The sequence below is a fragment of the Sorangium sp. So ce1335 genome (assembly GCF_051521615.1).
Classification (GTDB): Bacteria; Myxococcota_A; Polyangia; order Polyangiales; family Polyangiaceae; genus Sorangium.
The window spans coordinates 2779090-2799332 of sequence record NZ_CP150363.1 but is presented as its reverse complement, the minus strand read 5'-3'; the positions used below and the strand labels follow the sequence as shown (position 1 = coordinate 2799332).

General features: G+C 73.1%; 15 protein-coding genes. 11 read left to right on the top strand and 4 right to left on the bottom strand.

The annotated features are described in order from the left end of the window. Positions 1 to 185: 185 nt before the first annotated feature. Positions 186 to 1781 (bottom strand): lamin tail domain-containing protein, encoded by a 1596-nt coding sequence (locus tag WMF24_RS10410; RefSeq protein ID WP_437736228.1) that lies wholly within the window; start codon positions 1779 to 1781, stop codon positions 186 to 188. 78 nt (positions 1782 to 1859) lie between these two features. On the opposite strand from WMF24_RS10410, the gene WMF24_RS10405 reads away from it, so the two are divergent. Further along, positions 1860 to 2204, top strand: a complete 345-nt coding sequence (locus WMF24_RS10405; RefSeq protein WP_437736227.1) for a helix-turn-helix domain-containing protein — start codon at positions 1860 to 1862, stop codon at positions 2202 to 2204. Between the two features lie 42 nt (positions 2205 to 2246). Here WMF24_RS10405 and scpB read toward each other — a convergent pair whose 3' ends face one another. Together scpB and WMF24_RS10395 are read right to left on the bottom strand one after the other, a co-directional pair. After that, a complete protein-coding gene (gene scpB / locus WMF24_RS10400) occupies positions 2247 to 3905 on the bottom strand; it encodes an SMC-Scp complex subunit ScpB (protein WP_437736226.1) in 1659 nt (552 codons plus the stop codon). After that, positions 3892 to 5868, bottom strand: coding sequence for a segregation/condensation protein A (locus WMF24_RS10395; RefSeq protein ID WP_437736225.1), 1977 nt, complete (start codon positions 5866 to 5868; stop codon positions 3892 to 3894). The genes scpB and WMF24_RS10395 overlap by 14 nt, the downstream gene beginning before the upstream one ends. A 125-nt stretch (positions 5869 to 5993) precedes the next feature. Between WMF24_RS10395 and WMF24_RS10390 the strand changes: the two genes are divergently transcribed. From WMF24_RS10390 to WMF24_RS10375, 4 genes are all read left to right on the top strand, one after another. Further along, positions 5994 to 8543: a protein kinase domain-containing protein gene (locus WMF24_RS10390; protein WP_437736224.1), complete on the top strand. Its 2550-nt coding sequence runs from the start codon at positions 5994 to 5996 to the stop codon at positions 8541 to 8543. Between the two features lie 10 nt (positions 8544 to 8553). Beyond that, positions 8554 to 9384, top strand: a complete 831-nt coding sequence (locus WMF24_RS10385; protein ID WP_437736223.1) for a hypothetical protein — start codon at positions 8554 to 8556, stop codon at positions 9382 to 9384. Between the two features lie 178 nt (positions 9385 to 9562). Further along, the gene (locus WMF24_RS10380; RefSeq protein WP_437736222.1) at positions 9563 to 10411 is read left to right on the top strand and encodes a MaoC/PaaZ C-terminal domain-containing protein; all 849 of its coding nucleotides are present in this window, start codon (positions 9563 to 9565) and stop codon (positions 10409 to 10411) included. A 51-nt stretch (positions 10412 to 10462) separates the two neighbouring features. After that, entirely contained in the window at positions 10463 to 11164 is a 702-nt protein-coding gene (locus WMF24_RS10375) for a peptidylprolyl isomerase (protein WP_437736221.1), read from the top strand. A 225-nt stretch (positions 11165 to 11389) separates the two neighbouring features. Here WMF24_RS10375 and WMF24_RS10370 read toward each other — a convergent pair whose 3' ends face one another. Then, on the bottom strand, positions 11390 to 12475 hold the full coding sequence (locus WMF24_RS10370) for a DUF6599 family protein (RefSeq protein WP_437736220.1): 1086 nt from the start codon (positions 12473 to 12475) through the stop codon (positions 11390 to 11392). Between the two features lie 50 nt (positions 12476 to 12525). On the opposite strand from WMF24_RS10370, the gene WMF24_RS10365 reads away from it, so the two are divergent. Genes WMF24_RS10365 through WMF24_RS10340 form a run of 6 tightly spaced genes read left to right on the top strand, consistent with a single transcriptional unit; the run spans position 12526 to position 20139 of the window. Next, on the top strand, positions 12526 to 13368 hold the full coding sequence (locus WMF24_RS10365; RefSeq protein WP_437736219.1) for a pilus assembly FimT family protein: 843 nt from the start codon (positions 12526 to 12528) through the stop codon (positions 13366 to 13368). Further along, the gene (locus WMF24_RS10360) at positions 13365 to 13976 is read left to right on the top strand and encodes a type IV pilus modification PilV family protein (RefSeq protein WP_437736218.1); all 612 of its coding nucleotides are present in this window, start codon (positions 13365 to 13367) and stop codon (positions 13974 to 13976) included. Before WMF24_RS10365 ends, WMF24_RS10360 begins: the two co-directional genes overlap by 4 nt. A 5-nt stretch (positions 13977 to 13981) precedes the next feature. After that, a complete protein-coding gene (locus WMF24_RS10355; protein ID WP_437736217.1) occupies positions 13982 to 15292 on the top strand; it encodes a PilW family protein in 1311 nt (436 codons plus the stop codon). After that, positions 15289 to 15906 carry a hypothetical protein gene (locus WMF24_RS10350; RefSeq protein ID WP_437736216.1) on the top strand — a complete coding sequence of 206 codons (618 nt, stop codon included), beginning with the start codon at positions 15289 to 15291 and terminating at the stop codon, positions 15904 to 15906. The genes WMF24_RS10355 and WMF24_RS10350 overlap by 4 nt, the downstream gene beginning before the upstream one ends. 22 nt (positions 15907 to 15928) lie before the next feature. Next, the gene (locus WMF24_RS10345; protein WP_437736215.1) at positions 15929 to 19582 is read left to right on the top strand and encodes a hypothetical protein; all 3654 of its coding nucleotides are present in this window, start codon (positions 15929 to 15931) and stop codon (positions 19580 to 19582) included. Beyond that, on the top strand, positions 19579 to 20139 hold the full coding sequence (locus WMF24_RS10340; protein ID WP_437736214.1) for a hypothetical protein: 561 nt from the start codon (positions 19579 to 19581) through the stop codon (positions 20137 to 20139). The genes WMF24_RS10345 and WMF24_RS10340 overlap by 4 nt, the downstream gene beginning before the upstream one ends. The last annotated feature ends 104 nt before the right edge of the window (positions 20140 to 20243 follow it).

Sequence of the window (20243 nt, the reverse complement as noted above, 5' to 3'; positions counted from 1 at the left end):
GAAAGGCACCTGCCGCACAGCTCGCGTTCACAGCGCGGCAGCGTCTCCTCAGGTGGCGGCCCCCCCCACCCGTCTGTCTACTCGATTGAAACCTAGCTCTCACGGACGGGTCCGTCACCCGCTTTGCTCGAATTTTCTCGGCCCCTTAGAGAGAACGCCCCGCGCGGAGGCAGACTCCCCATTCTTCAGGGGATCTCCTGGTTCATTATGTTCACGCGACCGGGTGTCGGCCAGCCGGTCACGAAAGAGCCTGCCGCACCGTCCGGTGCGCGCGGCCGCATGCGAGCCAGGCTCATCCCCGCTTTCGGCTCAGGCAAAGCGGGCGACCTGGACACCACTGCACCTCCTCCATCCTTCAATTTGAGCGGTTCTCCCGAGTTCGACAGCCCATGGTTGCCAAGTTTTGGCACGCGGAGCAGCAGCGCCTCGGGAGGAGCCGGAGGGTCGAGCTCATCTTCAGCGATGTAGTCCTCGTTGACGACCAGCGCGTAAGTGCCGGGGTTCAAGGAAATGGAGGGCAATTCAGTCTCTCCGCCCACATCGGCGAGCACATACCCCGTGAGGTCGGCCGGGACGTCTCCATCGTTGTAGAGCTCGACCCACTCCTGGGACGGCTCGGCGCCCCTGGGATTCGCCAGCACCTCATTGATGACCACATGGGGCATGGGCGCGCGCGTCATGGCTGAGAACGTCCGTCTCTCCACCACACCGGCGTTGTCGATGGTGGCCAAGTCGAGCTCGATCGCCGTGAGGGGCGGCAGCGGCGCGAGGACGAACGGCTCGCCCGGCGCCGCCGCGAGCACCTCGTCGAGCCCCTCGCCCGCGACCGCCCAGAGCAGCGGTGCGTCCGCCGAACGGACGAGGATCCTGTCGTCGGCGACCTGAGCGCAGCCCGGGCCCATGGGCACTTCGTCCGGCGCGCACACGATCGGCACGGCGGGGAAGGGTTCCGATTCCATCGTAAACGGACGCGGGTCGAGGCCCACGACAGCCGGATCGCCCGCGAAGGCGCTCGGCGGGCCGACGAGGAGCACCCCGTCCGCCTGGCCCGTCGCCGCGGGCGCCGGCTCCCCTTCGAAGCGCACGCAGCGCGCGCCAATGCCGTCGACGGCGCCTCGGCGCAGCTCGCCCGCCGGTCCGCCGGGCGCGAGCGCTGCCGCGGCGGCCGTATCGGGGAGCGGCGCATCGCCGCACCACACGCCGAGCGTGAGGCTCGCTCCGGCGTCGGGCGGCGGCCACAGCCGCGGGAGCACGGGGGACGAGCCCTCCGTGGCGACCTGGATGTGGTGCGAGAAGGCGGGGCTGCCGCTGGCCACGGCGTACGTCTCGCCGGGCGCGAGCGGGGCGAGCGGCGCCACGGTGAGCCAGAGGTCTCCCGAGGGCGCCTCGTTCAGCCAGGCGATCGAGGGGACCACGCGCTCCGCGAGCGCGTTCGACAGCTCGCCTTGCTCTATCTGGCGCAGGTGCGCCGCGCCGACCTTCCCGCGAAGGACCAGCGCGCGGCCGGGATCGACGTGCCCGGCAGCGGTGCCCGGGAGGCGCACCCGCAGCCGCAGCACCGGGGGCGCCGCGTCCAGCGGCGCAGCGGGATCGATCTGGAGCTCGGGGACCGCGTCCGCGTCGCCGGCGGTCGCGGTGACCGCGTCGTCGTCGAGGCGAGGGGGAACCGCGAGCTCCGGCGCGCAGGACAGGGGGGAGGCCACGAGCGGCGCGAGCGCGAGCGGCAGGACGTGGGCGGCGCGCGGCGCGCGCAACGGGCGAGTCGGGGGACGATGGTTCATGACGCGGAGTTCGGCGGGAGCTCGCCGCCGGTTGCCTCGACGTCGCTTTTTTTTCGGAGGCCGCTACCCTCGCCTCGCATGGCCCCCGAGGACATCAAGAAGCTCCGGCAGGAGCTTGGCTGCACGGCCCGCGAGCTCGCCGGAGCGCTGGGCATCGAGCAAGAGACGGTGCTCGCGTGGGAGCACGGCGACCTCTTTCCGACGAAGCGCTTCGTCGGGATGATGGAGGAGCTGCGGCGCAAGGGTCCGGAGGCGATCCCTCGCAAGAAGAAGAAACAGGCGAACGCCTCGCCGATCCAGCTGCTCGCCGATCCCGAGCTCTGGCGGCTGCTCCGCAAGCTCCTCTCCCACCCGGAGCTCAGGAGCGCGGCGCTGAAGCTGGCGGATGCTTATCCGGATCCGACGGACGCCCCACCTGCGTGAACGGCGGGCCGACGCGCTTGAAGGGCCGAGGGCGGTGACGGCTCAGTCGTCGTCTTCGTCTTCGTCGTCCTCGTCGTCTTCGTCGTCCTCGTCTTCGTCGTCCTCGTCTTCGTCGTCCTCGTCTTCGTCGTCCTCGTCTTCGTCGTCCTCGTCGCCCTCTTCGTCCTCGTCCTCGTCGCCGCCCTCTTCGTCCTCGTCCTCGTCCTCGTCGCCCTCTTCGTCCTCGTCCTCGTCGCCGCCCTCTTCGTCCTCGTCCTCGTCGCCGCCCTCTTCGTCCTCGTCGCTGTCTTCGTCGTCCTCGTCTTCGTCGTCCTCTTCGTCCTCGTCGTCGGCGCGCCGCACGTCGTTCGCCTCGAGCTCATTCGAGGGTCCGACGACCTCCTGCGTGCCGTGCTCGGCATCCACTTCAGGGACCGGGATCTCCACACGCACCTCGTCTTCCATCGCTTCCATCGCAACCTCTCCCTCCCGCGGCGCTGCAGGCGACACGCCGACGTCTTCCGGTGGCTTCTCCCCTGCGCTGGCGACGCTCGTCCGGATCGTTCCCTCCGCCCCGGCGAAGCTCTGCTGCTCCGATGTTGCCACCGCCGTGTCCGGCGGCTCTTCGCCGAGCTCGCGCTCGTAGGCGCGGCGTGATTCCTCGGTCAGCTCGGTGAACTCGCGCAAGGTGGGCAGCTCGCCGAGCGCCTTCAGACCGAAGAACTCGAGGAACTGCGCCGTCGTGCCGTACAGCATCGGCCGACCGGGCTCGTCCTTCTTGCCCAGGATCCGCACGAGATCGCGCTCCAGCAGCGACTTGAGCGCGGCGCCGGAGTCGACGCCGCGGATCTCGTCGATCTCGGGCCGCGTGATCGGCTGCCGGTAGGCCACGATCGCGAGCGTCTCCGTCTGGGCGCGGGACATCTTGACCGGCTTCTGCTCGGTCACCTCGCGCACGAACGGCGCGAACGCGGGGCTCGTCCGGAAGACGTACCCGCCCGCGACCTCGTCCAGGCGGAACCCACGCCCGTCGTACTCCGCGACCAGCTCTGCGAGCAGCTCTCGCACGATGCGGTGCTCCGCGTTCGCCGAGCGCGCGAGCTCGCGGGCCGGCACCGGTCGCTCCGCCACGAAGATGAGCGCCTCCAGGACGCCCTTCAGGTGCTTGCGCGCGACCGCGGAGAGCCCCGGGACCTGCGCGGGCGCGGCGGACGCGCCCCGGGAAGGCGTCGCGGCGCGCCGCGCCGGGTCGCCGAGCTGGGCCCACGCGACGGCGCGGAAGCGGACGACCGGATCTTGCCGCGCGCCCCGCGGCGCGCGCGGCTCCCTCTTCGCCGCCTGCGGCCGCTTCGCCCCGCCCAGTCGCGCGTGCGCCGCCGCCCTCAGCCGCGCCGGCGTGCCGCGTCCGCTCGCCCTCGACGGAGCGCCCTGCCCTGTTGTCTTCGGGGCGCGCGGCTCCTTCTTCGCCGCCTGCGGCCGCTTCGCCCCGCCCAGCCACGCGTGCGCCGCCGCCCTCAGCCGCGCCGGCGTGCCGCGTCCGCTCGCCCTCGACGGCGCGCCCTGCCCTGGTGTCTTCGGGGCGCGCGGCTCCTTCTTCGCCGCCTGCGGCCGCTTCGCCCCGCCCAGCCACGCGTGCGCCGCCGCCCTCAGCCGCGCCGATGCGCTCTGCCCTGTCGTCTTCGAAACGCGCCGCCGCTTCGCCGCGGCATCAGCCACCGTCACGGCCACTCCCTGCGTCTACCTCGTCCACCGCTGCCGACGGCGCCGCGACGTCCTCCGGGATCGACAGGTCGCTCCTCACCGCGACCGCATCGCGGCTCGGCTCCTCCAGCGCGGCGCCTGCATCCGCTTCCCTCGCGGGCTCGCGGTCCGCGAGGTCGTGCGCGCTGCCCGTCTCCTCCGCCGCCTCGACGAGCTCCGGGCGCGACGGTTCGCCGCTCGGCTCCTCGGCTGGCCCGGCCAGCTCGGGCACCGCCGGCTCGCTGCTCTCTGCTGCGGCTTCTGCGTCCCTGGTCGCGGCCGCTTCGGGCTCCGCCGGCTCGCCGTGCGCTCCTTCCGCGGTTCCCTCAGCTTCCCAGGGCTCAAGCTCGGCTGGCTCGCTGCTCGCTGCTTCTGCAGTCTGGGTAACCTCTGGAGCTGCCAGCTCGTCGCTCTCCGCTACCGCGGCTTCCGCAGCCCCCGTAGCCTCGGCCTCCGCCGCCTCGCCGCTCTCCTCTGCCGCGCCTTCCGCAGCCTCGGCCTCCGCAGCCTCGGGCTCCGCCGCCTCGCCGCTCTCCTCTGCCGCGCCTTCCGCAGCCTCGGCCTCCGCAGCCTCGGGCTCCGCCGCCTCGCCGCTCTCCTCTGCCGCGCCTTCCGCAGCCTCGGCCTCCGCAGCCTCGGGCTCCGCCGCCTCGCCGCTCTCCTCTGCCGCGCCTTCCGCAGCCTCGGCCTCCGCAGCCTCGGGCTCCGCCGCCTCGCCGCTCTCCTCTGCCGCGCCTTCCGCAGCCTCGGCCTCCGCAGCCTCGGGCTCCGCCGCCTCGCCGCTCTCCTCTGCCGCGCCTTCCGCAGCCTCGGCCTCCGCAGCCTCTTCGCGCCCCTCGTCGCCGGCCTCCGCGGCCCCCGCCACCTCAGGCCGCGCCGGTTCGCCCGCAGGCGGCGCTCCCGCCTCGTCGCTCCCGGCCGGCTCGCTCCGCTCCGCCGCCGGCGCGCCGTCGTCCGGCTCGAAATCCGGCACAGGCGCGCCGTCGGCCACCGCGAGCTGGATGTGGATCGGCGCCAGCGGGTCCGTCTGGTGGACCCGGATGAGCCTCAGCTTGCACATCTCGAGCACGGCCAGGAACGTGATCACGACCTCGAAACGGGGGATCACGCCCCCCTTCGAGACGCTGTCGAGCAGCAGATCCTCGAAGCGCATCGCGCGCCGCGCCGAGAGCTTCTCCGTGAGCTCCACGATGCGATCCGTGATGCTGATGCGATCGAAGACGACCTCGTGATCGATCTGGACGTTCGTCCGCTTCAGCACCCGCTCGAAGGCGTCCAGCAGGCCGAAGATCGACGTCGACGCGAACGGCGCCGGGCCCTTCGGCACCTCGCTCTCGCTCATGCCGCGCGTGAACACGTCGCGGCCCAGCGTTCCGCGCTCGGCCAGATCGGCCGCGGCGACCTTGTACTTCTGGTACTCCAGCAGCCGCCGGACGAGCTCCGCGCGCGGATCCTCCTCCTCGCCGGGCATCCCGTCGTCGTCCTGCCCCGCGGGCACGCTCGGCAGCAGCATCTTCGACTTGATGTGCGCCAGCGTCGCCGCCATCACGAGGTACTCGCTCGCGAGGTCGATCGACAGCGAGCGCATGATCTTCAGGTACTCGAGGTACTTCTCCGTGACGAAGCTCACGGGGATGTCGAGGATGTCGAGCTCGTGCTGCTGGATGAGGTGCAGCAGCAGATCGAGCGGCCCCTCGAACGTGGGGAGCGAGACGACGTACTCGCCCTCGCGCGGCCCCGCGTCCGCCGCCTGCGCGGCCGCGTCCCGGGCCGTCGCGGCCGCGTCCCGGGCCGTCGCGGCCGCCGCGGCCGCCTCGCGGGCCGTCGCGGCCGCCTCGCGGGACCGGGAGGCCGCCCCGCGGGCGGCGGGCGCAGGAGCGGCGCCCGCGCTGCCTCGCCCTTTGCCGCCGCGCGCCCTTGCCGCGCCCGCCTTGGAACCGCTCACGCGGCGACCGTAATCGCAAGGCGCCGGTCGGTCCATTCCGGAGCGTGCCCCGGCGCCGCGACGCGCCGAAACGCCGCTCCGTCCGACAATTTATGGCGGGAGCGGTGCTAGCATCAGCGCTGTCGATGAAGCCGTCCCCCGCGAAGAGCTGCCCCTCGTGCGGTGAGCGCTACGACGCGGGCGTGCTCTATTGCCCCCGCGACGGCACCCCGCTCGCGAGCTCGCGCAAGAGCCCCGCCTTCGGCGCCGCCGAGGGCGACCCCTACGTTGGCATCACGCTCGGCGGGCAGATCCAGGTCCGCCACCTCATCGGCATCGGCTCGATGGGCCGCGTCTACCGCGCCTTCCAGGCGGGGATCGAGCGCGACGTGGCCGTCAAGATCCTCCACCGCGAGCTGAGCACCAACGCCGAGCTCGTGAGCCGCTTCCACCGCGAGGCCAAGATCGCGAGCCGCCTCGTCCACCCGAACGTCGTCCAGGTGCTCATGACCGGGAGCGTCCCGGCCACCGCCGACCCCCGGATCGGCGGCGAGCTCTACCTCGTCATGGAGCACCTCGACGGCATCTCGCTCCTCTCCGCGCTCGCCGCCGCGGGCGCGGGGGGCGAGAGCGAGGCGCTGCCGCTCCCGAGGGCGCTCCACATCATCCTCCAGGTCTGCGACGCCGTCGGCGAGGCGCACGCGCAGGGCATCGTCCACCGGGATCTCAAGCCCGAGAACATCATGCTCGTCCGCCGCGGCGAGGACCCGGACTACGTGAAGGTGCTCGACTTCGGCATCGCTCGCCTCGACTGGGCCGACAAGGCGATGACCACGCAGGCCGGGCTCATCTTCGGCACGGCCAAGTACATCTCGCCCGAGGGCGCCGAGGGGCAGCGCGTCGGCCCGCCGGCGGACGTCTACTCCATCGCGACGATGCTCTACCAGTGCCTCGCGGGGCGCGCGCCGTTCGAGGGCGACTCGCCCGTCGCGCTGCTCGTCCAGCACACGCACGCCCCGCCGACGGACCTGCGCAGCATCGCGCGCTCGAGCTACGTGCCCGCGCCCATCGCGCAGGTCGTCATGCAGAACCTCGCCAAGAAGCCGTCGGAGCGGGCCCCCGACGCGCGCGCCCTCGGCCGCGACCTCGCGCTCGCCGTGCGCGCGAGCGGCCTCGACCCCGACGAGATCGCCGCCCAGCCCGGGCTGCTGCGCGCCAGCGCGGTGATGAAGCTCGCCTCGAAGTCGCGCACAAAGTCGCTCGACCTCTCCCCGGCGCTCGCCGCCCAGATCGGCGGCATGCCAGCGCCCACGCTGGAGAGCGCGCACATCGGCGATCTCGGGCCGCTCCCCCCGCACGCCGAGGTCGATCGCTACGGAAACCTGACGGCGCGCCGGCCCGAGGAGGAGCGCGCCTCCTCCGGCGGCGCGGAGCGCGCCTGGTCGCCGAGATCCAGCGGCGCGGAGCGCTCGTCGAGCCCCAGCGACCCGCACCACGCCGCCTTCGGCAGCGGAGAGCGCGCCGCCTTCGGCAGCGGGGAGCACGCCGCCTTCGGCAGCGGAGAGCACGCCGCCTTCGGCAGCGGAGAGCGCGTCTCCGGCGGCGGCGCGGAGCGCTCCTCCTCGCCGAGATCCAGCAGCGTGGAGCGCTCCGCGCTGGGCGGCGTGGAGCGCTCCTCGTTCGGCGGCGCCGCGCCCGGCAGCGCCGCCGCCCCCTTCAGCGGCGCCGGGCCCGGCGGCGCGGCCCCTTCCTGGACCACCCCCTTCCCGGGCGATCCCGCGCGGACGGCGATCGGCCTCGGCATCGAGCCCGCGCGCGACTCGGCGCCCGCGCCGTCGACCATGCAGGGCGTCGCGTCCGCCGCGCGGCCGCTCCCGCGCCGCGCCGTGATCGCCCGCGCCGCCGCCCTCCTCGCGTGCGCCGGCGCGGTGGGGATCGTCGTGTTCCTCGGCGGGCGGCACCTCGGCGCCTTCGGCGGACCGGGCGCGCGCGACTCGCTGGAGGCGCACATCGAGCGCGCGCGTGACTGCATGGGCAGGCACGCGTGGGACGCTCCCCCCGGCGAGAACGTGAAGGACATCATCGCGCAGGCGCTCGCGCGGTGGCCGAGGGACCCGCGGCTCGCCGATCTCCGGCGCGAGTCGTCCGAGCGCATCGTCACCGACGCCCTCGGGCGCAAGTACGCCGGCGACAGGGCCGGCGCGATCCGGCTGGCGAAGCTCGCCGTCGAGCTGCACCCGGAGCTCACCACCGCCCAGCACCTCGTCCTCGAGCTCTCGAGCGGCCCCCCCGGCGCCGCCCCGGAGCCGCCCCCGCAGGTCTCCCCCGAGAGCTCGGCGCCCCCGGACGCAGCCCCCGACCGCGCCTCGCCGCGCGGGCCCGCGCCGCCCGAGGTCCGCGGCGCGACCGCCGGCCCCCCGCCGACCGCCGGCCAGCCGCCGGCGCCGACCCCCAGGGGCGCGACGCCTGCTCCCCGAGGCGCGCCGGCGACGCCTGCTCCCCGGGGCGCGGCGGCGCCACCGACGCCTGCTCCCACGCGCGCGGGGGCGCCTCCCGCGGGCGCTGCCCCGCCCGGGAACGACGCTGCGCCGCCGGCCAGCGCCGCCGCGCCCGCGCCGGCCTTGCCCCCGTCGCCGCCCCCGCTGCCCGCGGAGCCGCTGTCGCCGCTCCCCTCGTCGACCGGTCCGTGGCTATAATCCATCGAAGGTGAACCCAGGCGGCCGGTACCCGACGTCGCGAGCGCCCACCAACGTCCGCGCTGGGGAGGGCGACCGAGCGTCAGCGCCGCGCCGGCAGAGAGCCCGACCGGCGCGCGGCGCCGCGTGCGGCGCGGCGGTCGCCGCGCTCCTGCTCGCGGCCCCCGGCCGCGCCGACGAGAGCAGGGCCGCCCGCCGGGCCGCCGCCGCGCGCGAGCAAGGCCTCCCCTACACCATGGTCGAGGTGAGCGGCGGCGTGATGACGCTCCCCGGCGCCGACGTCTGCCCCGTGTCGCTGTCCCCGGACACCTGCGAGCAGGGCGAGACGAGCGTCTCCTTCGGCATCCACAACCTCTACCGCTGGGGCGACATCGGCTTCGGCGCGGGCATCTTCTGGGCCGCGACGCTGAGCACCGAGGCCGCGCGCGGCGCGCCCGAGCTCGAGCGCGATCACTCGCGCCGCTACTTCATGCTCGACGGGGCGTTTCGCTACTACGGCATCCGCACGAAGACCTGGGAGTGGTGGGCGGGCGCGACGCTCGGCGGCGTCGTCGTCAACGACTCCTGGTCGGTCAACGCCGACCGCGAGCCCTACTCGGACACGGCCTACGTCGGGCCCAGGTCCGTGACGATCGGCACCGAGGGCGTCGCCGCGGGGCTCGCGATCGGCGGCGAGTGGACCTTCGCCGACAACTGGAGCCTCGGGAGCCACCTCCGCTACTCGAGCTGGTTCCTCCCGGAGCAACGCAAGGTCTCGCCGACCGGCGACCGCGCCTCCCTCTCCGAGCGCGTCGACATGTTCAACATCGGCATCCTGATCGCCTACCGCGTCGCGCTCTGACGCCGCGCGCGCCGCAACCGACGCGGACCACGCAGGCGGCGCGGACCACGGGACGGCGCGGCGCACGCGGACCACGCCGACGGCGACCGGCCGCCGCGCGCGCTCGGCGCAGCAGTTGACGCGACATCGCCAGGTCGGTACGCCTCGTCGGCCGTTCCCACCCAGCGAGGAGCTCCCGATGCCGCTGAATCTCTCGAAGGTCGGCCACACGACCCAGCCCAGCGCCTTCACCTTCACCTGGAAGACCCTGGCCACCTACGCGCTCGGCATCGGCGCCCGGCGCGACGAGCTCGAGTACCTCTACGAGGGCGTGCCCGGGGGCATGAAGGTCTACCCGACCTTCGGCGTCATCCCGACCCAGAACACGGTGTTCGAGGCGCTGGAGCTGGCCGGGGCCGAGCTGCCGCTCATCGTGCACGGCGGGCAGACGCTGCGCGTGCACCGCCCGCTCCCGACGAGCGGGACGCTGCTCACGACCGCCACCCTGTCGGGCATCTACGATCTCAAGAAGTTCGCGCAGGTGATCGTCGAGACGAAGACGACGCTCGAGGGCGAGCCGCTCTTCGACACGGTGTGGTCGATCATCGTGCGCGGCGTCGGCGGCTTCGGCGGGCCGCGCCCGCCGCAGAGCGAGTCGGAGGCCCCGGTGCCGAAGAACCGCGAGCCCGACTGGGTCGTCGAGCAGGCGACCTCGCCCGAGCAGGCGCTGCTGTACCGGCTCTCGGGCGACGAGAACCCGCTCCACGCCGACCCGGAGGTCGCGGCGAAGGCGGGCTTCGCCCAGGGGCCCATCCTGCACGGGCTCTGCACGTACGGCTTCGCCGCGCGCGCGGTCATCCAGAAGGCGGCCGGCGGCGACGCGAGCAGGCTGCGGGCCTTCGGCGCGCAGTTCCGCAAGCCGGTGTGGCCCGGCGACACGCTCATCACGCGCGGCTACGCGCTGGACGGCGGAAAGATCGCGATCGTCACGTCGGTCAAGGAGCGGCCCGACCCGGTGCTCACGAGCGCCTGGGCGGAGATCGGCTGACGGCCGGCGCGGCCGCGTGCTAAGGCCCGAGACCCGGATCAGGGAAGCGTTATGAGCAAGAAGACCGAGAAGGACAGGGCCAGGGACGACGAGGACCTCGACGACGAGGACCTCGACGGCGAGGACAACGACGACGGGGAGGAGGACGAGGCGAAGGCCACCGCGGTCCACGGCCGCGACGACGACGACGAGGACGACGGCACCGAGCCGGAAGATCCGTACTGGTGGGCGCCGCACGCGGTGCTCAGCGCGCTCGTGCTGATCGGGCTCCTCGGCTTCTTCGGCATGTTCAACAAGACGCCGCTCGCCCGGATCGCGGCGCCTGTCGCGCCGGAGCCCGACGACCACGCGCACGCCGTCGCCGCGTCCCCCGCGCCCGCGCCCACCCCGACGCCCCGCCCGGCGCAGTCAGCTCGAGCGCCCCGGGAGATGTTCGGCGCGAAGCACCTGCTCGTCATGCACAAGGGGAGCCGGCGGGCGCCCCCGACCATCGAGCGCACGAAGGAAGAGGCCCAGGCCCGCGCGACCGAGGCCATGAAGAAGGCCAAGGCCGACCCGAGCAAGTTCACGGAGATCGTGAAGGAGTACTCGGACGAGCCGGGAGCGGACAGGCGGGGCGGCGATCTCGGCAAGTTCCCGAAGGGCGCGATGGTCCCGGAGTTCCAGGCGGGCCTCGAGAAGATCAAGGTCGGCGAGGTGAGCGACCTCGTCGAGACGCCGTTCGGCTACCACGTCATCCTCCGCACGCAGTGATCGAAGGGCGCCTCGCGGCGCCCTCGCGACCCAAGGGCGCCTCGCGGCGCCTTCGCGACCGGAGGGCGCCTCGCGGCGCCTTCGCGACCGGAGGGCGCCTCGCGGCGCCTTCGCGACCGGAGGGCGCCTCGCGACGTCGCCAGCCCGCGGCGCCGAGGGCGCCCGCGCGGCGGCAGGCGTCTTCGGCCGCGCCGCCCTCGCTTCCTTGTTCCGCGACCGCGGCGCTCAGGGCGACGGCGGGGAGACGAGCTTCTTCAGCCGCGACGCCTTGTCTTCCTTCGTCAGCGTCACCTTGGCGTGCTCGTCGGCCGTCATGCCGCTGCGGAGCACGCGGGCCTCGTCGCCGACGCCGTACACCGTCTTGTCGGCGCGGGCGAACATCCACTCGGTGGCGGGGCTGTCGCCCTCCTTGTGCATCAGGCGCACCGCGCCGTCGCCGATGCCCTTCTCCCGGGACGCGCCCGGGAGCTTCGCCAGCGTCGACAGCACGTCCTTCGCCTGGTCGACGTCGCCGCGCGCGATCGAGAGCACCCGGTAACGCTTGTCGCCCTCCTTGTAGTAGCCGAACGCGCCGGGCCCAGCGCCGTCGATGCCGAGCACGTCCTTCGTCTCGTAGCGGATGCCGAGCTGGATCATGTTGTCCTTCGGCAGCGCCGCCGCGGCCGGGGGGAGCGCCGGCTCGCCGGGCAGCTTCGAGCCCATCTCCTTCACGAGGGCGGGCAGCACCTGCTCGCTCGCCGACTTGAGCGCCGCCTCGGCCAGCGCCTCGTCGTTGTACGTGATCTCGGCGAGGTACTGCCCGCGCCAGAGGTACGCGTTGCCGACCCCCATCGCGGCCGCGCCGCCGCCCTCGATCTGGCGCGGCGTCGCCTCGTCGGCGGGGTCGCCCTCCCCCACGGTGCGCTTCGTGAACATCCCGTACGCGCCCTCGGTGGACCCGAACTTCGAGAGGTACACGTTGACGGTCGCGGTGCCGCCGGCGCCGTTCACGTACCGCGCCTCGACCACCCGGCGCACGCCGAATCCCTTGTAGATCTCGCACTCCCCGTCGAACATGTCGCAGATGCTGTCGAGCGGCAGAGGCGCCGATTCGCCGAACGTCTTCTCGGGGCCGTTCGGATCGAGGCAGAACCCGCCGATGGTGCGCGGGAAGAACGGCGCGCTGGCCGCGTCGCCGATCGTCCCGCCTCCGCCCGCGCAGGCCGCCGGCTTTGCGGCGGGCGTCGGCGGCGGCGGCGCGCCCATGCGCTCCTCCTCCTTCTTGCTGCAGCCCACGGCCAGCGCAGCCGCGAGCGCCCCGGCGAGGAGCACGCCGCGCGCGCTGCGCGCGGCAGGCGCGCTGTGGGCAAACAGGACTCTCGATGAACACCTTTCCGGCGGGAATCGCATGGCCCGTTCGCCTTGCACCTTTTTTCATAGCGCCGCAATCGTTAGCGCCCGACGCGCGGTTCTTTGAAAGATTCCCCATGAAATTCCACAACTTGGCGCGAATCAGGCAGGGCATGCGACTTGCCTTTGCCCGGCATTCGGTGCGTTCTTCCTCCTGTTCGCGACCTGCTCTTCGTGGTCCCGACGGCCCGGGGCCCTCGTCTCTGACGTGGCGCGCGGCGCCGCGGAGAGGGCGGCGCCGCGCGCGCGGCTTCACCCTCCCGGAGCTGCTCGCGGTGGTCGTCCTCATCGGCATCCTCGCGGCCGCGGCGTCGCCGAGCTTCGTCAACGGCATGCGCGATCGCCGCGTGAACCGCACCGCCATGGAGATCAGCGGCATCTACCGCCTCGCGCGGCACCAGGCGATGGGCCGCGGGACGGCGGTCCTCGTGCGGTGGTCGGCGTCGGCGCGCGAGTTCGAGGTGAGGCAGGCGCGCATCGAGGGCATCGCGGCGGGCTCGATGCTCTCGAAGAGCTGCCTCAGCGTGGCCGACTGGATGAACCCGGCCGAGACCGAGCTCGTCACGCGGTTCAACGTCACGGACCTCGAGCTCGCCTCGGTGGAGCTCCGCGATCCCACCCCGCCCGACGGGGTCGTGAGCGACGACGCCGACGTCTGCTTCACGGCGCGCGGGCGGACCTTCGTCCGCTACAACTTCGCCGCCGGCTTCACCCCGCTGCTCGGCGCGATCCGCGTCAACGTGACGAACACCCGGACCGGCCTCCTGCGCTCGGTCTTCGTCCCGCCGAACGGCGTCGCGAGGCTCGGCCTGTGAGCGCGGCGCGCGCGAGGCGGCCGGCGAGCCGCGGCTACACGCTCATCGAGGTCATGGCGGCGCTCGGCGTGCTCGCGATCGGCGCGACCGGGGTGCTCGCGCTGCAGAAGGCGACGCTCATCAGCAACACGAACGCGCGCAACATCGCGATCGCCAACAACATCGCCATGACCTGGGCGGAGCGGCTGCGCGTCGACGCGCTGCAGTGGAACGACCCCGGCGGCGTCCCGGACCGCGACAGCGACACCGACTGGCTCCACCTCATGACGACCGCCCCGTACCCGGCGAAGGTGACGCCCACGTTGATCGACAGGCTCGGGGCGCCGAGCGCCGACGTGTTCGGGACCGACATCTACGCGGGCGACTCGGGGCCCAACCCGCCGCAACCCGCGTTCTGCACGCACGTCCGCTTCAGCCAGTTCACCGACGCCGCGACGGGCGTGCGGCGCTGGCCAACCCTCATCCGGGCGGAGATCCGCGTCGTCTGGGAGCGGAGCGGCAACCCGATCGACTGCTCGGTCGCCCCCGTCGACGTCGACACGCAGCCGGAGCGCTTCGGCGCGGTCTACGTCACGACCGCCGTCCGCCGGAACACGAGCGAGGAGTGACCGCGATGCGAGACCGACGCATCTCCCCCCCTGCGCGCGCGCGCGCCTCTGGACAGCGAGGCTTCACGCTCGTGGAGCTGCTCATCGCCATGGCCGCCGGCCTCGTCGTGTCGATGGCGGCCTTCCTGCTCTCGAAGAACGCGACCCGCTTCTTCCAGAACGAGGCGCGGGCCTCCGCCTCGCACCTCGCCGCGACGATCGGGCTGAACCGGCTCGCCACGGATCTGCAGCGCGCCGCCTACCTCTCGACCGGCAACATCCAGGTGCCGGACGACCCCCAACGCTGCGGCGCCCCTCCGGTCGCGCCGACCGGCCTCCGGCTCCTCGCGGGCGTCGCGATCCAGCGTCAGGGGTCGGTGTTCCTTCACCCCTCGGAGCTCGGCCAGAGCATCGTCAACGGCATGTGGCCGGACTCGATCGTCATCGGCGGCAGCTTGAACACGACCGAGGTGTTCGAGTCGCGCGTCGTCAACGACGCCGGCACCTGGTACGTCCAGCTCCTCGACAGCGCCGCCCTGCGGCGCACGAACGAGCGCGCGCTGGGCGGCGGAGAGGGCCTCGGCGAGCTCTTCCAGCCCGGTCGCTTCCTGCGGATCAGCCGCCCGAACCAGCGGCACATCTACGCCGTCATCGACAGCATGGCGCCCGGGAACATCGTTTTCCTCAAGTCCCCTCCGGGGGTGACGACGCGGGCGGTCGAGCCCGATTGCGGCCTGCCCCTCAGCGGCGCGCACGCGTGGGTGAGCGTCATCTCCCGCGTCCGCTACGACATCCGGAGCCTCGTCGGAAAGTCCACGTCCTACCGCTCGCTCGTGGAGCCCATCACGCCGGCGCTCACCGGCGACAACGGGCGCACCGAGCTCGTGCGGGTCGAGCTCGACGACGAGGACCAGGAGAGGCCCGGCACGCTCGAGCTCATCGCGGAGTACGCCGTCGACCTCAAGTTCGGGATCTCCGCCCTGCAGGAGGAGAAGGCCCAGCAGAGGACGAGCCCGCAGATCACGCGGTATCCGATCGCCGCGACCGACAACGCGGAGGTGTACAAGATCGCCGCCCCGAACGATCTGCCCGAAGCCAGACCGGAGGACGTGAGATCGGTCCAGATCCGGCTCTCGACCCGCACCCGGGCGCCGGACCGCGACGTCGGCTTCCCCGTGGGGCCCGACGGCCGAAGGCTCAGGTTCCTCATCCCCGGCATCGTCACCGGCGTCAACACGCCGGCGGACATCGTGCCGGCTGGCGCGCCCCCGGTGTTCGCCCGGATGCGCACGCTCTACGCCGACGTCTCGCTCCCGAACCTGGCAGAACCGAGATGAAGAACGCAAGCATCGCCCGGTCCCGCCGGCGCTCCCGCGAGCGGGGCGCCGCCGTATTCATCGTCGTGCTGGTCATCACGATGCTCACCGCCATCGGCCTGTTCGCGGCCCACGCCGCCACGCTGTCGACGATCGCCAGCGGCCATGGACGTCGCATGACGCAGACGCACTACCTCGCGGAGTACGCGATGCAGCTCGCGCTCGCCGAGGTGGAGCAGCGGGGCGGCCTGAACGGCGGGCTCGCCTTGGGGGAGAACTGCCTGGGCACCCCCGCCAACTGCTGGACGATCAACTCGCGCGAGCTCCAGCAGAGCGCGGCGGAAGATCTGCTGGATCTCGACGCGCCCGGCGTGCCGGGGAGCCTCGGCCGCAAGGACGTCCGGTGGACCTTCGAGGTGGAGGTCAGCGACAGGATCCAGCCGGCGCTCGGGAACCACGAAGGCGCCTCCAGGACGGACCAGAGCCAGGTGGATATCGACTATTGCACGGTCGCGATGAACGGGCGGCTCATCGCCTGGCCCGATCCGGGCAACCCGGTCGGTGAAGACGAAGTCGTCGCCACGGCGGGCAGCCAGGAATCCCTGTCCCTCGTGGCCCATGTCCTCTGCAGGTAGAAGCGACGAACCGGAGCGCACGATGCGAAACCTGACGAAGGTGCTTGTCACGATGGGCTCCGCGGCGACGGTCGGCCTCCTCGCCCCGCGCGCGCGCGGGCAGGCCATGGACGTCGAGCCGCCGCTCCCCAACGTCCTCCTGCTCGTCGACACGTCGGGCTCGATGGAGAGGACGGTGGCGGGCGGCGAGCCGGACTGCAACCCGCTCCACGCCCCGGCCAGCGAGGCCCTGAAGAGCCGCTGGGCGAAGCTCGTCGAGTCGCTCACCGGCCCGATCACGGACTTCTCGTGCTACGCGCAGCCCCGAACGAGCTCGGAGTTCGTCGACGAGTTCAGCCTCGGGACCGAGCCGCCCTACGACCGGAACTACTACATCCCGTTCCACCGCCTGCTCTCCCGCGGCTGCACGAAGGGCCCCGGGGCGGACTACAACTCGCTGCGAGAGCACCCGTTCGACGACGCGACCCAGCCCTGCCCGGCTGGGCTGGGCTGGGATCAGGCCGCGTCCGGCCTGCTCGACGTCTACGGCGATCGCATCCGGTTCTCGCTCATGACGTTCGACACGCTCCCCGACGCGCGCACCGGGCTGAGCGGCGGCATGCCCGATCCGGTGGGCGGCATGGCGGGGATGTGGAGCTACTTCCTCGAGTTCCAGAGCGGCGCAGGGTACCCGGCGCGGGGCAACCCGCCCGACTGCGCCGTCGAGGACGTGGAGGTGGGCGCCAGGAACCCGGCCGCGCCGCTCTGGGAAGGGCCGCTCGTCCCCTTCCCGTCCTTCACGGCGGACATCACCGAGGTGCGCGCGGTGAACCAGCGCATCCAGGACGCGCTGATCGCGACGCGCCCCTACGGCGCGACGCCGCTCGCCGGGATGCTGACCGACGCGCGCGACTACATCCTCAACGACGGCTCGGACTGGGGAGGCCGGCCGCTCGGGCCGCGCGACGATCCGTACATCGCCGGCGGCTGCCGCAAGACATCGATCGTGCTCATCTCCGACGGCGAGCCGAACCTCGATCTGCGCCCGACCTGCGCGCAGGGCCCCGGCCCCGGCCCGGAAGGGACGGGCTGCCCGTACGAGGAGCCGCACGTCATCGCCCACGCGCTGAACACCCACGTGAACCCGAACCGCCGCGTGCAGACCTATACCGTCGGGTTCGGCCTCACCACGCAGGCGCGGCAGGAGCTCAACGATCCGACCTTCAACTGCGCGACGATCTCCAGCACCGATTTCCTGCCGGGCGGGCGCTGCGACAACGCCGCGAACGCGCTCAAGGCGTGCTGCACGCTGTCGCGCATCGCGATCGAGGGCGGGACCGACCGCGGCTACTTCCCGGACGACGCCAACGAGCTCTCCGCGGTGATGTCGCAGATCTTCGCGCGCATCGCCGCGAACTCGACGAGCCGCACCCTCCCCGTCTTCGCCAACGCGGCCACGACCGTGGACACCGGCAGCGAGGCCGCTGGCGTCGCCTACCAGTTCGGCTCGTCGTTCAGCCCGCCGCCGGACGGCTCGATGTGGAGCGGCAACCTCGAGCGCAAGCGCTTCGTCTGCGAGTCGGTGAACGGCGTGATGACGACGCAGCTCGAGGACGTCGACCCCGGCCGGGGCGACGACTTCGCGGCCAACGTCAACTCGAACGACCTCTCGCGGCCGCGGCGGTTCTTCACCGCGATCGCCCAGGCCGACGCCGCGCAGAACATCCCGTCGCAGCAGAGCATCCGCCCCGCGGCCGCGAACGCGGACGGCCTCGGCAGCACCACGGGCGCGGTGACCGGCGGCGGCGCGCCGGCGACGGCGTCCCTGTTCGCGAACGAGCTCGCGCAGTCGCCGCGCGCGCTCGACCTCAATCCCGACGCGGGCACCGTCCCCCCGCAGTGCTCGGGCGGGCTGCGGGCGAACACCGCCGCGCAGTGCGCCGAGCGCCTCGTCGCGTGGGAGATCGGCGAGCCGATGCCCGCGGGCGTCCCGTCGCGCGACGGCAACGAGTTCGGCAGCATCTACCACTCCACCCCGGTCGTCGTGGGGCCGCCGCGCGACACCATCCCGGACGAGTCCTACCGGCTCTTCGCGGAGGACCCGGAGCAGGCGAACCGGCCGCTCATGCTCTACACCGCCACGACCGACGGGCAGCTCCACGCCCTCCAGGTGACGGCGGCGACCGCGGCCGACCCGCTCAAGGTCGATCGCGTCCAGAACAACGAGCTCTGGTCGTTCCTGCCGCCGCACGTGCTCCCGCGGCTCCTCCAGACGTTCAACCAGCAATCCATCCTGCTCGACGGCGCGCCCGTCGTGAAGAACGTCGTCTTCGAGCGCACGGGCGCGCAGGCGGCCGCCGGCAGCTCGACCTGGAACACGGTGCTCGTCGCCGGCGGCGGCGCAGGCGGCGGCTTCTACTACGCGCTCGACGTCACCGACCCGCGGGAGCCGCGGTTCCTCTGGCAGCTCTCCACGGACGACAGCGGCAACGACCTGTTCGGCGAGGCGACGCCGACGCCGGCGATCGCGACCGTGACGATCGAGAGCGGCGGCCACTTCCGCGAGATCGCGGTCGCCATCCTGCCCGGCGGCTCGGCGACGATCGACCCGAACGGGAGCGTGTGCCCCCGGAAGAGCACGACGCACCCGTACTTCGATCCGGACGGCAACCTGTCGGTCCGCAGCTCGGTCCGGTGCTGGGGCACCGCGAGCGCGAACGGCCGGGTCGGCCCCGCGCGCTCGCTGACGATCGTCCGGCTCGACACCGGCGAGGTGATCCGCACGTTCCGCGGCCTCGCCGCCGAGGGGCCGGCCGGGCTCGCGTCGCGCACCACGGAGGTCGACTTCGACTCGCCGATCACCGGCGTGCCCGTGCCGTTCCCGTCGGGGGTCGGCGAGGTCGCCGAGCGCATCTACGTCGGCGACGCCGATGGGACGCTCTGGCACGTCCGCCTGGCGAGCCCCAACCCGTCCGAGTGGACGGTGAACCTCGCCTGGGACGCGTACTCGCTCGAGGGCGACTCCGCGGCGAGCAGCCAGCCGATCCAGACGACGCCGGTCGTGAGCACCGATCCGCTCGGCAACACGGTCGTCCTGTTCTCCACCGGCGACCAGGAGGCGTTCACGGCGGGCACCGTCGAGACGCGGGCCTGGTCGATCACCGAGCGGCCGGTCACGAACGGCGTCCGCTTCACCGAGAACTGGGTCGTCCCCTTCACGGACGGCAAGCGCGTGACCGGGCCGATCTCCCTCTTCGACGGCTGCGCGTACTTCGCGACGTTCACGCCCGCCGCGCCCGGGACCTACGCGTGCGCGGACGGGTTCGGCTCGATCTGGGGCGTCGACTACCTGCGCGGCGCGGCGGCGACCCCGGCCGCGTACCCGAACGCCTGCCTCGTGCTCGATCCGCTGTCGCCCCCGCAGCACCACGAGGATCAGGCGCCGGGCACGGTCGTCTTCGGCGTGGCCGTGACCCAGAAGCCGACGTGCACCGAGACGGAGACCTTCTCCGATCCGTACTTCGGCTCGCAGACCATCGTTCGTCAGTCGAGCCCGCCCGAGTACCAGCTCGTGTTCCACACCGGCGCCGCGGGCCAGCCGGACGCCCAGGGGGCCCAGACGCGCACGAGCACGAGGTCGCTGCAGGCGCCGCGCAGGATCGTTAAGATCGACTCGTGGGCGACGATCATCGAATGAGGCGCGGCGCGGCAGCGCGCGGCGCGGCGGCGCGCGGCGCGGCGGCGCGCGGCGCGGCGCTCGCCGCGTGCGCGTGCGCCGCGCTCGCCTGCCGCGGCGACGCGGGCGCGCCGGCGCCGGCGCCGCCGCCGAGCGAGGCCTCGGCCCCGAGGCCGCCGGTCGACCAGGCGCTGCCGGGCGAGCTCGCCGAGGGCGTCGAGCAGGCGTTCGGCCTGCCCATCCCGCGGCGCATGAAGGTGCGCGCGCGCTTCCCCGACGCGGTCTTCGCTGTCGGGGAAATCCCGGCCGAGCGGGTGGCGAACTACGTGCGCACGCGCGTGCTCGCGGGCAGCGTCGAGACGGGGCCGGCGAAGACGATCTTCTCGCGCGCGACCGTGAAGAGCGCGCCGCAGCGGATGATCCGGATCGAGGTGGTCTCTCGCGCACACGTCTCGGAGCTCGTCATTCGCGACGAGACGCGGCCGCCCCCGGAGCGGGGTCTGTCCGTCGAGGAGCGCTGGCGGCGCAATGGACTCACGCCGGACGGTAAGGTGCTCGATCCCACCCGCCTCGAGTGAGCGCGGCCCCGACGGCGCGGACACGGGCGGCGGCCTCGACATCGCGCGTCTCGAGACGGCGCCGCGCCAGTCGACATCCCCGACCTTTCGAAGTAGATCGCGCC